This is a genomic window from Streptomyces sp. NPDC057438 (genome assembly GCF_042802995.1).
In the GTDB taxonomy this organism is placed as follows: Bacteria; Actinomycetota; Actinomycetes; order Streptomycetales; family Streptomycetaceae; genus Streptomyces.
Genome location: NZ_JBHVDD010000025.1, coordinates 45,196 through 57,865, shown reverse-complemented (window position 1 = coordinate 57,865; position 12,670 = coordinate 45,196). Strand labels below are relative to the sequence as shown.

Sequence of the window (12,670 nt, the reverse complement as noted above, 5' to 3'; positions counted from 1 at the left end):
CCCTCCCCCGAGCCCTCCCTCGCTAGATCGCGCCCCTCCCCGCTCCCACCTCCGGCACCCGCCCCAACTCGATCCCGAACCTCTCCCGGTACACCGCCAACACCTCCGCGTCCGTCGCCGGCTCGGTCACCTCGCGAGCGCCGTCCGCCGAGGTGACCGTGAGGGTGCGGCCGCTGAGGGTGATGCGGCCTCCGTCCTCGGCGACGCGGGAGCAGACCAGGGACCGGGTGAAGTGGGACGCCGGTGACGTGCTGTGCCACCAGGCCCCGGCCACGAAGTCCCCGAGCGCGCGCGGCCTCACCTCCAGCCGGTACTGCGGCTTGCCCTCCCGGAACACGTCCAGGTCCCCGAACTCACGCCCTCCGCTCTCCCGGTCCGCCTCGGCCACCCGGAACGTGCCCCCCGGGTCCTTCTGCTCACCCCGATTCCCGAACTCCAGCGGACGGTGGCTGTTCGCCCCGAACCCGACATCGACCAGCCGGTCACCCCCGTCCACCGTCCGCACCCGCAGCGCGAGGTGGTCGTACGGGATACCGAGCCGCTCCTGCTCGCCGTACACCCGTGCCGCGAGCAGCGTCACGTCGAACCCGAGTGCCGTGAGCAACGCCCCGAACAGTCCGTTCAGTTCGAAACAGAAGCCACCCCTGCGGTGCTCCACGATCTTGTCCAGCAGCCGCTTCTCCTCCAGGACGATCTCCTCGCCGAGGTGGATCGACAGGTTCTCGAACGGCACCGCCCGCAGATGGCGCAGCTGCAGTTCACGCAGCGCGTCGTCCGTGGGCCGGGCCGGCTGCTCGGCTCCGAGGCGGCGTAGGTAGGCGTCAAGCTTCGCGGTGTCCATGACGTCAGTCTCTCGCCACGAGCAGCTCCTTCGCCGTGCCCGCGACGGCGATCGCACCGTCCTCGTCCGTCCGCAGCACCGTGGCTCCCCCGGCCCGCAGCGCGGCGACCGTGCTGGGCGCCGGGTGGCCGTAGGGGTTGTCCGCGCCCACCGAGATGAGGGCCAGTCGTGGAGCCATCACGCTTATCAGGCCCGGATCCTGGTAGGCCGAACCGTGGTGCCATACCTTCCTTGAAGCGTATCTACTCTCCTACCCTGTACTACATGAAGACCTCCGCCAGAGATCGAGTTCGCCGCGTCGGCATCTACGTCCGCATCTCGGATGACCGCGAGGGCGGGGGACTTGGCGTCAAGCGCCAGGAGGACGACTGCCGCCTCCTCGCCGCCTCCCTCGGCTGGAAGGTCGTGGAGGTGTACGTCGACAACGACGTGACGGCCGCCGACCGCCGGAAGAAGCGCAAGGACTACCTGCGGATGCTGGAGGACATCGAGTCCGGCCACATCGACGCGATCATCAGTTGGCACCCGGACCGCCTGTACCGCCAGCCCGCAGAGCTGGAGGACCTGATCATCATCGTGGAGGACCACAAGACCGAGATCGCGACCGTCAAGGCGGGCGACCTCGATCTGAGCACCCCCACGGGCCGGCTCGTGGCCCGCATGCTCGGAGCCATCGCCAAGTACGAGGTCGAGCACAAGCAGGAGCGCATCCTCCGCAAGGTCCAGGAGCTGGTGGCGGCCGGGAAGATTCACAACTCCGGCCACCGACCCTTCGGCTACACCCGGCTGTTCGACGGCGAGGGGCCGCGTCGGAAGATCCTCGGCGAGATCCTCAACGAGGAGGAGGCCGCCCACGTCAGGAAGTGGGCCCGCCGCGTCCTGGAGGGCGAGAAGCTCGGGACCCTCGTGGCCGAGGCCAACGAGGCGGGTATCAAGACCTCCACCGGCGGAGCCTGGTCGTACCAGGCCATGCGCTTCCTGCTGATGTCCGGCCGGATCAGCGGGCGCAAGGAGCACAAGGGTGAGATCAAGGGCCAGGCCGTCTGGCCGAAGATCATCGAGCCCGAGGACAGCGACATGATCCGGGCCCTGCTCGCCCAGCGCTCCGAGGAGTTCAAGGCGGAGTTCGGGGAGCGCGACACCCCGGCCCTGAAGTACCCCCTGAGCGGCCTGGTGAAGTGCACGTGCAAGGTCCCGCACGTCGTAGGCGAGCCCTGCTCCTGCCAGGATGAGGGGAAGCGGCACCACAAGATGAGCACGGCGCAGCGTGGGGACAAGGACATGCCCATCTATACGTGCAAGAAGGACGGGGGCGGCTGTGGCGGCCGGACGATCCAGATCCCCGACCTGGAGCCGCTGATGGAGAAGCTCCTTTTCGAGCGCCTGGACGAGGTCGAGGCGGCGGCCGAGGCAGACGACAACGACCCCCGCCCTGGGCTGGAGGCCAAGCTCGCCCGCTGGGAGCGGCGGAAGAAGGAGCTGGAGGACGAACTCCTGGACGGCGACCGTCCGGCCCGGGAGATCCAGGACGCAGTCGACACCCTGAACGGCCGGATGGCCGGGGCCCGTCAGGAGATCGCCCAGTACGCGGTCAAGGCCAACCTCTCCGAGGTCAGCGCCGCCGAGCTGCGGGAGGCGTGGAAGGACTACTCCGTCGCCCGGAAGCAGTCCACGTACAGGGGCCTGATCAGGGAGATCCTGATCCACCCCGCAACCCGGCCCTTCAACGTCTGGAACCCGGACCGGGTCGAGATCTTCTGGAAGTGATCAAGAGGCACTCGCGATGGTCACGAGTCCCCCATCCCTGTCACGGGGCGTGACGGTCACTCTCACCACGTGCGTCGACTTCTTGTCGCGAGCCCTCTTGGCGCCGCCCTCCAGAACCCAGAACTTGACACCGCCCTGAGTCTCGCTGGCCTCGCCCATTTCCACGGCGAGTTCCAACTCGATCATTTCGTACTGAAAGTTCAAGTCGTCGTGGGTCGGGATTTCTGTGATCGCCTCACGCAGCTCCAGGTACGCCGCCTGTATCGCTTCCTTCAGACCGATCTTCGCCACGGTGCCCCTCCATCTGAGACGTCAGCAGCCGAGACGACGAAGACAGAAGGACGGTTCCGGGGACGCTATGCGGACGCCTGCGCGGCCCGGGTCAGCTCCGTCTTCACCCGGCGGAGCATCCGGGTTTGGGCCACGGTCAGTGGGGGCCATGGACCACTTCCCGATCCGTACCGCAACCCGGCCCAACAACGTGCGGAACCCAGACGGGGTCGAGATCTTCTGGCGCTAGGCGGTCTCCGTGAACCCCTCGGGCCGGATGAAGTCCTCGGCGGTCTGACTGAACTCGGCTTCGATCGACCTCACCGGAGGCAGTTCGATCCCGACCAGAGGGTTGTCATCAGGGTGATGGAACAGCTCGGTGCGCGAGTTCCAGGCGAAGCGGCGATTCAGCTCACGCGCCGCCTTCGCCGACGCCGGTAGCACGTAGTCCGGCACTCCAGGGGGCTCCATGATGATCGCCGCCCGCCTGTCGATGGGGACGAGAATGGCAGCAGCGTTCGCCAGGCCCACGCCCTTCCACTCCGGCTGACCCGGATCTCGCATCAGGGTCACGGGGTGGTCGGGCAGGAGCAGCGTCTTGCGCTCGAACCGGCACAGCCCCCACGAGCGATTCATCATCACGCCGTAGGCGGTCTCCATCGACCGCCCCATCATCCTGATGTGCTCGTTGACGGACAGCTCCGCCTCGTAGCCGGAGAAGTCCTTCATCTCCTGCCACAGCGCATCGACTTCCTCGTCCGTGACGGGCTCGTCCGACTGCCCTTCGAGTAGGCGCCGCATCTCGGGCTTGCCGCCAGCGGCAATCATGATCTTGGTGAGCTGGTCGAAGATCTGGTTGTTCGCCCGTCGTACAGCCGGAATGCGCGCATGCTGGGCTGCGATCCACTCCCCCAGGACCGCCCGGTCGGCTACGGGCAGGGGCCACAGGCCCTCGTCGGAGACCTTGGCGATCACCCTGGCGGCCTTGTCTTCGAGGTCGGCCAACAGGTTCTCGATCGTGTCGTCACGCTGCCCGGTCTCGTCCTGCATCGAGTAGAAGTGGCTGCGGACCGTCGCGTCACCGATGCCGATGGGCTTGGGCTCGCCCCCGTCGAGCGGGACGCGCATGATCCGCTTGCCGTCCGCGAACCGCCTCAGAAGCAGCCGAGGGACCGTGTGGTGATGACGCTTCAGTTTCTGCTTCTTGCCCGGATTCGTGCCCATGGGAAGACGATACGGACAGGCCCTGACAGCGTCATGGCCTTTATGACCGGCCGGACATCTGCTGAGCGGCTCGGGTCAGCTCCGTCTTCACCCGGCGGAGCATCTGGGTCTGGGCCACGGTCAGCGGGGGCGCGGTGGCCATCTGCCGCTGATTCCACAGCTCCTCGCGGTACTCCTTCAGGACCTTCCGGCCCTTCGGGCTCTGGGTCCGCATGATGGCGGCCCAGGTGGCGTGAGGCGTCTTGACGGGCTTGCCGTCGTGCAAGAGGGCGGTCATCACACGAACTCCGGTTGTGCGGGCTCGTACCCGTTGGCGCCCATGACGGGGCACAGGGCCGAGCCGTCCTCGTGGGACCAGGCGGGCGGGTCACCCCAGGCCGGGGCCATGTCGGTGGCCGGGGACTCCACGGCCGGCTCGAAGCACTCGGGGCACTGGGCACTCATCCCTGCTCCTCCACCTTCAGCCAGCGGTCGGGGTTCTCCTCGGCCTCCCGGGCCTTGAGGGACTCGACCTGGGTCTGGGTCATGTCGGTGATGATGTAGACGCCGCCCCTGCTCGGGGCGTACTCCGGCTTGTTGCTGAAGGCGTGGACCGTGTAGAGCTGCTCGCTCACAGGGAACTCCCCTGCCACTCCTGGCGGGAGTCGTACCGCAGACCCTCGCGTCCCTCGGCCTGCTCGCGGGAGGTGAAGAAGACGTCCTGGGCCCGCTCGGGGTCGAAGCTGAGCACCTGCATCGAGCAGTGCGGATCGGCGTACGCCCACGCCACGGCCCAGTGGCCGTCATCCAGCGAGAGGATGCCGACGCGGTCCCCTCCGCTCGCCTCGTAATACGCCTTCTGTGTCCATTCCAAATGGCTCATGCGGGCCCCCTCAGTGGTTCAGTTCTCGGTCCGGGTCGAAACAGTTCCTGTCGCCGTCATGGCCGCAGTCGCCATAGACGCAGCAGGCACACGTGCATTCCGGCACGTGGTATCCGTCGGGGCCCGGACAGTGGTACGTGAACGTCTCGGAGTACGTCCCGCCGATGTCGTTGCAGCCGTCGTACACAGCGGTCTCCCAGACGCTCCCGCACTGGATGCAGGACACGTACGGGGACTCACTCAGGACAGCGTGACTCAGCAGCATGGACTCCCCCGACTATTTAAATTCTCGGATGGCCTTGAACGACGTCAGGCCCACTCCGGGGGAATCCGGAGCGGGCCTTCAAGGGGTCCACATTACAGGGTTTCTTGATAGAACATATTCGCTCCAACAATCGTTGGAGAGTCCTGTCGAGAATTTAAATAGAGGGGCCGCGGGGCTCCCTGGAGAAGGAATCCAGGGCCAGGCACTTCAGGAACTCCAACCGCCGGGGATCCGAGGGGTCCAGGGCGAGCGCTGAGGCCGCTTCGGGATTCCCCTGGGCCCGGAGGTCCACCGCCCGCCGGGAGGCCCTCTGAAGGCCGCTCAGGGTCAGCTCGATCCCGTCCGGGGTCTCCACCAACCCGTGCCTCTCCAGGGCCTCCTGGCGGGAGAGCGTCATCGAACGGTGCGGGCCTGAGTGCGGGTGTCGTGCTCATCAGACTCGTTCACCAGGTACTTCCACTCGGGAGGGAAGTCGGGGTGATCGGTATACGCCGAGAGGAGGATGAAGGCCACGGGGCTTCGCCGACTCAGCGGAATCCCCTCAATCACTCTCATGACCGCGTTCTGCATGATGGAGCTGGGCCCGTCGTAGGCGTCCCATGGAATCGTCAGCACCCAGTCCAAGAGCTTGCGCTTCGCCTCCACGTCGGCGAGGCCCCGGTCCCGCAGGCGGGTCACGTCCTCGTTCTTGCCGGGCTTCAAGGCGCGCGCCGCCGTTTCGTCCTCACGAAACCGGGCTCGCAGGAACACCACCATCGCGTCGTCGACCTGCCTCATCGCTCCCCCTTGTCTGTACGCGCTGGGCCCATCATCCACCCAGCGCGTCCAGCTTCAGGTCCTCCTGACGGCTCGTCACCGGAAGGACCTCGCCATCCGCAGGAGCCGGGCCTTCATGTCCGCCTCGCTCCGGGAATCCTTGGGGGCCGGCTGGGCCACGGGGGCCGCGAGTGGGCGCTCCTTCACCGGCGCCTCGCCCAACTCCTCCAGGGCCTCCGGGCTGTCCGGGATCAGGCCCTGCTCCGGCTCCTCGTCCAGCTCCATCCAGCGCCGCCAGTCGGCCTCCGTGGCCCCGGCGTAGACGTGGAGGAGCTTCTCCAGGGCGGCCTGGTGCTCGGGGCTCTCCGCCTCGTCCAGAGCCTCCCGGAGCTGGGTGGCGGCGAAGGTCGCGGACCACTTCACCCGGCGCCGGATCTCCAGCTCCTCGTACGACAAGGGCCGCTGGATGCGGACCTGCTCCCGGGCGTGCTGGTTGGCGAGGTCACGAGCCCGACGGGTGAGGTCGCCCAACCCCTCGTCCTCGGCGATGCGGACGTACACGGCCCAGTCCACAGAGATGCGGACCGTCCGGCCCTTCTTGGTCCGGGTGGCGATCGAGTGGGCCTCAAACTTCCTGGCGAGCTTCCGGGCGTTGGCCTCGGTCACCCCGGCCAGCTCGGTCCACTCGGCCATGGACATCTCCACCGGGGCCAGGCCGGTAAGGACGGCGACCCTCCAGCCCTCCGAGCCGAGGTCGGTCGCGCCCCTCCTCCACAGGTCCAGGGAGGGGTCGAGGATCTGGAGCGCGATACCGATCGGGACGACGTCACGGTGGTGTTCTACTTCCTTACCTTCCCTCCAACCTTCCTTGGAGAGGAAGGGGGAGGTCTCTATATAGAACTCCCTGGTGACGTCGTCCCGATCGGTATCGGCGAGGGCGTACGAGCCCTTCTCCCGGCCGTCGGAGGTCCAGGACGTCCCACGCTCGATGGTCTGGACGAGGCCGTACGGAGAGAGCCCGCCGTCCTCGGCGGACGTGATCTCCCAGACCTGCTTGTCGGAGAGGCCCGAGGCCGCCTCCAGCCCACGGATCCCCTTGATGGGGCCCTGGAGGAGGGAGAAGGCGATGCGGCACTCCTGGACGGCGTGCGGGTGCTCGGCAAGGGTCCGCACGATGGCGGCCAAACCCTCCGGGAATTCCTGGAGATCAATTCGACCGGAGTGCACACGGCCGGTAGAATGCGTCATGTCTTGCTGTTCCCGTCGTTGAAGCGGTGCGGGGACAGTCGGTGCGGAGAGGTGTCGCAGCCTCCCGGACCAACCGAGAATTTAAATTCTCTGACGAGCCCTCGGTTCCCGCCGGGGGCTTCGTCGCGTCTGGGGACAGGATACGCACGCGTATAGCGCATTCGCCAACCTTCGGATTTACTCCAACAATTCCTGACTACAAGGAAAGTCCGAGTGAATCCAGGGGCCGGTATAAAGCCCATTCGGAATTGCCAATAGCCCATTCGGTCGGGTAATCTGAGCGCATCGCACAAGGCGATATCGACTCCTCCGGAGGTTCCCCACACGGGGATTTCCTCCGTGTGTTGAGTCGAAGGGGAATGTGCCATGGAGCGGCACCCCACCAACGAGTTGATCCTCACCGAGTCCCGGACCATGCGGACCGAGACCATCGAGCGCACCCACGTGCTCGACAAGGTCAAGACCCTGGTGACTCTGCCGGACTCGTTCCACGTCACGACCGAGATGGTGGCCTCGTACTACGAGGTCCCGCTCAAGACGATCGAGAGCGTCGTCGAGGACAACGCTGCGGAGCTGGAGGAGAACGGCCGCCGCGTCCTGCGGGGGTACGAACTCACGTCGTTTGCGGCCCCCTTCGGGGGAGTCGCAAATCTTGGGCTCAGCCCCAAGGCCCGATCCCTCGCGGTCTTCAGCCGGAAGGCCGTCCTGAACATCGGCCAGCTCCTGACCAAGTCCGAGGTGGCCCGCAAGGTCCGGACGTACCTCCTGGAGTCCGAGGAGGCATCCGGCCCCCGGGTCCCCAGGTCGTTCGCCGAGGCGCTGGAGCTGGCCGCGTCCCAGGCCCGGATGCTCGAACAGGCCGTGACCGAGTTGGAGGTGGCCGCTCCGAAGGCCGAGGCCCATGACCGCCTGATCGCTCACGGTCAGGACCGTCTGGTCCGCGACACCGCCAAGGAGCTGGGCATCCCCGAGGGCGTCCTCCGGGAGAAGCTGCTCACGGAGTGGCGCTGGATCTACCGGTCCTCCACAGAGTGCGGGGCCAACCAGTACAACCCGTACGCCTCGAAGATCGGTTACTTCTCTCTGCGCGAGCGGGAGGCCCCGCACTACAGCCGCGAGAACTGCTGGCACGCGACGCTCTACGTCACTCCGGCCGGACGCGAGGCGATGCGGCGGAAGCTCGCCCAGGAATCCCTGGAGCCGGCCGCCGCGGATCCCACCCCGGCCTTGGTCCTGGACGACACCACCGTCATCGACTTCCGGCGGGGTGCCTGATGGCCCGCCTGACCACTGAGCCGGTGGCTCCGGAGGACATCCTCGCGGTCATCACCACTCCTCAGCTCAAGCACGCGGCCAAGGCCGTGTGGATGTACCTCCGGGTCACCGCCGATCCGCCGAGCCAGAGGGCTATCGCCGAGGCCCTGCACATGGACGAGGGGACCGTCTCGCGTCTGGTGAGGGCCTTGGAGGCCAAGGGCCTGGCCCGCAAGGCCAACGGCGTGTGGCTCCCGGAGCTGGAGCGGTGAGCGCCGTGGACGACCTGATCGTGGGCTACGGCCCGGAGCAGGTCGAGGACATCGCGATCCACGACCAGCCGGACGGCAGTGCCGTCATCGAGACCGTCACGGTCCGGCCCATCCGGGTCTTCGAGAAGTGCCCCGACGGCTCCCTGAAGGAGCTGTTCGGCGAGGCCAAGACCAAAGCACTGGAGGCGTTCTGGGCCTCCGTGAACGACACCAACGGGGAAGACGAATGAACACATCCCTCACGCTGGACAGCCTGATCAGGACCCGGCTCGCGGAGATCACCGAGGGCCTCTGGAACGACCACCGCGTCCTGCGCGTGGAGAGCAGCGACGCGCGGTTCCTCCAGATCGGCTCGGCGGCCACGATCGAGCGCTGGCAGTGCCAGGCCAACCACGGCTCCGGGCTCTGCGGAGAGCCGCTGGTGTCGAGCACGGAGGCCGGACTCCTGCTCGGGTCTCCCGACTACCCGGCGGTGGAGAGCCCGGTATACGGGCTGATCGAGTACCGAGAGCTGGACACGAACTTCGGCTTCATGGCCGGTGAGCTGGTCCACTTCTCCGACGTCGTGGCCGAGTTCGAGGCGCAGGGCTGACGACGATGCTGACGAACCACACCCTCCTGCTCCACGTCGTCGCCGCTGCCATCGTGATCGGCCTGATCATCGCCGTCATCCGCGAGATGCGGGGTGCTCGGTGACCCTGACCGCTGCCGACTTCTTCGCCGGTGCGGGTGGATCGTCCTCGGGGATGAGCAAGGTCCCCGGGGTCGATCTGCGTCTGGCCGCGAACCACTGGGCTCTTGCCGTCCAGACCCACCAGCTCCACTTCCCCCAGGCCGAGCACCGCTGTGCCGACCTCTCCCAGGCCGACTTCCGGCAGTACCCCCGGGTGGACCTCGTCTGGGGCTCGCCGGAGTGCACCAACCACTCGATCGCTCAGGGCCGCAAGCAGGCCCAGGAGGACGCGATCCCGGACGCCGAGGGCAACACCCTGCCCACCGAGGCCGGAGCCCGCTCCAGGGCGACGATGTGGGACATCCCCCGGTACCTGGAGGCGATGATCCTCCGGGGCCGCCCGGTCCTGGGAGGCGTCACCGAGAACGTGGTGGACGTCGTCCGCTGGGTCCTCTACCCGGCGTGGAGGAAGGCCCTGGACGCCCTGGGGTACGACGTGGTTCCGGTCTTCATGAACTCGGCCCACGCGCACGCCCGGAAGTCCCTGTGGAGCCCGCAGAGCCGGGACCGCGTGTACTTCCTGTACGTCCTGAAGAGCCTCCGCCGGAAGATCGACGTGGAGAAGTGGACCCGCCCCTTCGCGACCTGCTCCCAGCACGGCACCGTGCGGGCCCGGCAGTTCTTCAAGAAGCGCGACGAGGAGCCCTGGGGCCGGTATAGGGCCCAGTACCTCTACCTCTGCTCGGAGCCCGGCTGCGCCCTCGTGGTGGAGCCCCACGCCCTCCCGGCCGCCATCGCGATCGACTGGACCGACCCCGGCCAGCGAATAGGCGACCGCTCGAAGCCCCTGGCCGAGAAGACCCTGAAGCGGATCGAGGACGGCCTCCAGCGCTACTCCCGGCCGCTGATGGTCCCGACCGAGGGCCGGGAGGGGAAGCTCGCCAAGCCGCTGGACGAGCCGGGCAGGACCCAGACCACCCGGCGGGAGAGCGCGGTCCTGTTCACCCCGGCTTTCGTGGCGGAGCTGAGGGGCGGGAACTCCAATCACCGGTCCCTGGCCCACCCGTTGGCCACCGTGACGGCTGGAGGGTTCCACCACGCCCTCGTGATCCCGTACTACGGCACGGGCCGGGCCAAGCCGGTGGACCGTCCGCTTGGGACCCTGAGCACGGTGGACCGCTTCGCTCTCCTGGACCAGCAGGCCCGGGTGGAGGACTGCACCCTCCGGATGCTCCAGGTCCCCGAGATCGCGCGGGCCATGAGCTTCGACGCCGACCACAAGATCCTCGGCACGAAGCGCGAGGGGACGCGGCTGCTCGGCAACGCCGTGACGCCCCCGGCCGCCGAGGTCCTCATGTGCGCCGTGGTGGAGACCGTCACCGGCGAGCAGCTCGAACCGGCGGCAGCCCCGTGCTGACGGCCCTTGCCGACGCCCTGAGCGAGCACCCCGAGGAGCCCATGGGCCTCGGGGTGCTCCTCGCCCTGACCGCCGGTGATCCGGCCGTCCTCCGCCACGCCCCCGAGATCCCCGAGGGGGCCACCCGGGGCGAGTACGCCGCCCTGCTCCGCCTGATCCTCCTGGAGGTCTCTCCGTGAACATCTACGAGTGCTTCGTCTGCGGCGACCCGCAGGAGTCCAAGACGTGCGACCGGTGCCGCAACGGAATCCGCGGTGACCTCCTCCAGCTCCCCGAGCTGTACGTCCACCTGACGATGAGCCGTCAGCGGGTCCAGGGCGGGGGCGGGGACGGTAGGTCCTCCACGCGCCTCCACGCCCCTCTCCCGGGCCGGGACGACGTCCTGAACCTCCTGGGCCCGGCGAGCCGTCAGCCCGTCACTGACGCACGGGACCAAGTGGGCGCTGTCCCATTCCTCGCCCTCCTGGAGTCGTGGTCCCAGGCGGTTTCCGAGGAGAGGGCGTTGGACCACGTCAAGAGAAACGTGACGGCCATGACGGCCCGATTGACGGCACATCTCGGGTGGATCTGCGAGCAGCCCTGGGTGTCCGACTTCCAGGAGGAGATCCGGGAGTTGGTGAGGGCCGTCCAGCGGATCACCATGACGCAGCCGCGCCGGGAACTGCTGCGGGGCGTCACGTGCCCGTCATGCGGAAGTCTGACCCTCGTGAGGCACTTCCCGGGGGACTGGGCGGCCGAGTGCGCGCTCTGTCCGGCGGTGAAGCTCGACCAGAGGGACTACGAGGATCTCGTGAAGGCGCAGGCGCGTGATGCACATGACGGCGTCAAGTCCTGACGCGCTGACGGTGGTTGGCGATACGCTGACCGCACAACCGAAGAACGTCCAGCGGGCCCCCGGAGCCGACTCCTACATCTGAACCGGGGGCCCCAGACACGAGGAGTTGCACCCTCCCCATGTCCGCCAGAGAACTTACCCTGCCGCCTGCACGGACGGCAGGGCAGATGCCTGTATCCGGCCGCCCTGACGCCCAGATGTGGCTGGCCATCAGTGCCGCCGCGTTGACGACCGCCCTCACCGTCGTGAGCTTCTGGCTCTCGTTCGAGGCGCTCCACGACCTCGCGACCGCCCACCGCCTCCAGGGGGAGCGCGCCTGGGCCTGGCCCGCGACCATCGACACCTTCATTGCCATCGGCGAACTGCTGATCCTCCGGGCCTCGTTGATGCGCCGCGTCGACTGGTGGGCCATCGCCCTCACGGCGGCCGGCTCGCTGGGCTCCATCGTCCTGAACATCTTCAGCGTGGGCGTCAGCGACGACCCGCTGGACTACGTCGTGGCCGCTGTCCCGCCCGTCGCCGCCCTCCTGGCCTTCGGCGTCCTGATGCGCCAGGTCCACGACTACCTCCTCTCGCGTCAGGAGCCCGTGACGGCTCCCCCGATGCCCGTCAGCGCCCCCGTGACGCCCTCAGTGCAAGCCGAGGAGCCCGAGGACGTGGAAGAGGCCGACGAGGCCCCCGAGGTGACGGAGGAGCCTGAGCCCGTCAAGGAGCCGGAGAAGCCCTCGGAGCCGCTGACGCCCCGCGAGCAGACCGACCAGATCGTCCGGGACCTGTACGACTCTCTGGGCAACCGCCGTCCGGGGACCCGGCACATCCGTCAGGCCCTCGCTGACGCCCAGCTCCCGAACTCTGACGGCACGTGCCGTGAGGCCCGTAAGCGGGTCGAGATGGCGGAGCCGCACCTCAAGTCCCTGCCGGACGCCATCGCCGCCTGACGGCGAACCACACCCACTTCGGCGCGCTGTGCTCGCCGTCGGCTTGAG

At 67.9% G+C, this 12,670-nt stretch carries 18 protein-coding genes and 1 pseudogene; 9 read left to right on the top strand and 10 right to left on the bottom strand.

Annotation, left to right across the window (positions count from 1 at the left end; genetic code table 11):
• Positions 1–22 precede the first annotated feature (22 nt).
• The gene (locus ACFU5F_RS16600) at positions 23–841 is read right to left on the bottom strand and encodes an arylamine N-acetyltransferase (protein WP_383887439.1); all 819 of its coding nucleotides are present in this window, start codon (positions 839–841) and stop codon (positions 23–25) included.
• Between the two features lie 4 nt (positions 842–845).
• A pseudogene (locus ACFU5F_RS16595) lies at positions 846–1,070 on the bottom strand (ComEC/Rec2 family competence protein); the annotation flags it as partial.
• 35 nt (positions 1,071–1,105) lie between these two features.
• Between ACFU5F_RS16595 and ACFU5F_RS16590 the strand changes: the two are divergent.
• A complete protein-coding gene (locus tag ACFU5F_RS16590; protein ID WP_383887437.1) occupies positions 1,106–2,608 on the top strand; it encodes a recombinase family protein in 1,503 nt (500 codons plus the stop codon).
• Here the strand turns inward: ACFU5F_RS16590 and ACFU5F_RS16585 are convergent, their stop codons facing one another.
• From ACFU5F_RS16585 to ACFU5F_RS16550, 8 genes are all read right to left on the bottom strand, one after another.
• Entirely contained in the window at positions 2,609–2,899 is a 291-nt protein-coding gene (locus tag ACFU5F_RS16585; protein WP_383887435.1) for a trypco2 family protein, read from the bottom strand.
• Positions 2,900–3,124: 225 nt separating this feature from the next.
• The gene (locus ACFU5F_RS16580; protein ID WP_383887433.1) at positions 3,125–4,102 is read right to left on the bottom strand and encodes a DUF4238 domain-containing protein; all 978 of its coding nucleotides are present in this window, start codon (positions 4,100–4,102) and stop codon (positions 3,125–3,127) included.
• Positions 4,103–4,142: 40 nt separating this feature from the next.
• Positions 4,143–4,379 carry a hypothetical protein gene (locus ACFU5F_RS16575; RefSeq protein ID WP_383887431.1) on the bottom strand — a complete coding sequence of 79 codons (237 nt, stop codon included), beginning with the start codon at positions 4,377–4,379 and terminating at the stop codon, positions 4,143–4,145.
• Positions 4,379–4,546, bottom strand: coding sequence for a hypothetical protein (locus tag ACFU5F_RS16570; protein WP_383887429.1), 168 nt, complete (start codon positions 4,544–4,546; stop codon positions 4,379–4,381). The genes ACFU5F_RS16575 and ACFU5F_RS16570 overlap by 1 nt, the downstream gene beginning before the upstream one ends.
• Entirely contained in the window at positions 4,543–4,716 is a 174-nt protein-coding gene (locus tag ACFU5F_RS16565) for a hypothetical protein (RefSeq protein WP_383887427.1), read from the bottom strand. Before ACFU5F_RS16565 ends, ACFU5F_RS16570 begins: the two co-directional genes overlap by 4 nt.
• Positions 4,713–4,964, bottom strand: coding sequence for a hypothetical protein (locus ACFU5F_RS16560; RefSeq protein WP_383887425.1), 252 nt, complete (start codon positions 4,962–4,964; stop codon positions 4,713–4,715). Before ACFU5F_RS16560 ends, ACFU5F_RS16565 begins: the two co-directional genes overlap by 4 nt.
• 658 nt (positions 4,965–5,622) lie before the next feature.
• The gene (locus ACFU5F_RS16555) at positions 5,623–6,006 is read right to left on the bottom strand and encodes a DUF6221 family protein (protein WP_383887423.1); all 384 of its coding nucleotides are present in this window, start codon (positions 6,004–6,006) and stop codon (positions 5,623–5,625) included.
• A gap of 75 nt (positions 6,007–6,081) precedes the next feature.
• Positions 6,082–7,170, bottom strand: coding sequence for a hypothetical protein (locus tag ACFU5F_RS16550; RefSeq protein ID WP_383887421.1), 1,089 nt, complete (start codon positions 7,168–7,170; stop codon positions 6,082–6,084).
• 429 nt (positions 7,171–7,599) lie between these two features.
• Between ACFU5F_RS16550 and ACFU5F_RS16545 the strand changes: the two genes are divergently transcribed.
• The 8 genes from ACFU5F_RS16545 (at position 7,600) to ACFU5F_RS16510 (ending at position 12,622) form a co-directional block, all read left to right on the top strand.
• Positions 7,600–8,508 carry a phage antirepressor KilAC domain-containing protein gene (locus ACFU5F_RS16545; protein WP_383887419.1) on the top strand — a complete coding sequence of 303 codons (909 nt, stop codon included), beginning with the start codon at positions 7,600–7,602 and terminating at the stop codon, positions 8,506–8,508.
• Positions 8,508–8,759 (top strand): MarR family transcriptional regulator, encoded by a 252-nt coding sequence (locus ACFU5F_RS16540; protein ID WP_383887417.1) that lies wholly within the window; start codon positions 8,508–8,510, stop codon positions 8,757–8,759. Before ACFU5F_RS16545 ends, ACFU5F_RS16540 begins: the two co-directional genes overlap by 1 nt.
• A complete protein-coding gene (locus ACFU5F_RS16535; RefSeq protein WP_383887415.1) occupies positions 8,756–8,989 on the top strand; it encodes a hypothetical protein in 234 nt (77 codons plus the stop codon). Before ACFU5F_RS16540 ends, ACFU5F_RS16535 begins: the two co-directional genes overlap by 4 nt.
• Entirely contained in the window at positions 8,986–9,351 is a 366-nt protein-coding gene (locus tag ACFU5F_RS16530) for a hypothetical protein (RefSeq protein ID WP_383887413.1), read from the top strand. Before ACFU5F_RS16535 ends, ACFU5F_RS16530 begins: the two co-directional genes overlap by 4 nt.
• A gap of 100 nt (positions 9,352–9,451) precedes the next feature.
• Positions 9,452–10,849 carry a DNA cytosine methyltransferase gene (locus ACFU5F_RS16525; protein WP_383887411.1) on the top strand — a complete coding sequence of 466 codons (1,398 nt, stop codon included), beginning with the start codon at positions 9,452–9,454 and terminating at the stop codon, positions 10,847–10,849.
• Positions 10,843–11,028, top strand: coding sequence for a hypothetical protein (locus ACFU5F_RS16520; protein WP_383887409.1), 186 nt, complete (start codon positions 10,843–10,845; stop codon positions 11,026–11,028). Before ACFU5F_RS16525 ends, ACFU5F_RS16520 begins: the two co-directional genes overlap by 7 nt.
• Positions 11,025–11,684, top strand: coding sequence for a hypothetical protein (locus ACFU5F_RS16515; protein ID WP_383887407.1), 660 nt, complete (start codon positions 11,025–11,027; stop codon positions 11,682–11,684). Before ACFU5F_RS16520 ends, ACFU5F_RS16515 begins: the two co-directional genes overlap by 4 nt.
• 167 nt (positions 11,685–11,851) lie before the next feature.
• The gene (locus tag ACFU5F_RS16510; protein ID WP_383887405.1) at positions 11,852–12,622 is read left to right on the top strand and encodes a DUF2637 domain-containing protein; all 771 of its coding nucleotides are present in this window, start codon (positions 11,852–11,854) and stop codon (positions 12,620–12,622) included.
• Positions 12,623–12,670: the final 48 nt, after the last annotated feature.